The sequence below is a fragment of the Vibrio sp. YT-19(2023) genome (assembly GCF_033337395.1).
The window spans coordinates 1-622 of sequence record NZ_JAWOQN010000699.1 but is presented as its reverse complement, the minus strand read 5'-3'; the positions used below and the strand labels follow the sequence as shown (position 1 = coordinate 622).

General features: G+C 49.0%; 1 protein-coding gene. It reads left to right on the top strand.

Features of this window, described 5'->3' with window-relative positions:
• Window positions 1-622, top strand: a 622-nt coding sequence (gene cyoE / locus R7E78_RS27960; RefSeq protein ID WP_318058863.1) for a heme o synthase, incomplete at both ends; no start/stop codon positions are given.

Sequence of the window (622 nt, the reverse complement as noted above, 5' to 3'; positions counted from 1 at the left end):
TGCCGCGGCATTTAATCATCTTATTGACCGCAGAATTGATGCAAGAATGGCTCGTACTCATACGCGTCCTTTACCGTCGGGAGATACCAATCCCTTGTCGGTTTCGATTTTTGCCGTGGCAATCGGCGTGGTTGGTTTTGTACTCCTATATGCTTGGGTAAACGCGCTCACAGCGTGGATGACGTTTTTGAGTTTACTGGGCTATGCGGTGGTTTACACCATGTATTTGAAGCGAGCAACGCCGCAAAATATTGTGATTGCTGGCATTGCCGGTGCGATGCCGCCACTCTTAGGTTGGACAGCGGTGACGGGTGAGCTGCATGGTAACGCTTGGCTATTGGTGATGATCATCTTCATCTGGACACCGCCGCATTTCTGGGCTCTCGCGATTCATCGAGTTGAAGATTACCGCAAGGTCGATATTCCTATGCTGCCGGTAACCCACGGTATTGAATACACCAAAACGTCGATCTTACTTTATACGGTATTGCTCACATTGGTGTGCGTGATGCCTGTATTGGTGGGGATGGTCGGTTTTATCTATCTCTTTTCAGCATTGCTGCTAAATGCGGGTTTCATTTATCACGCGTGGAAACTCAAGTTTGCCCCCGAGCCTAATAGC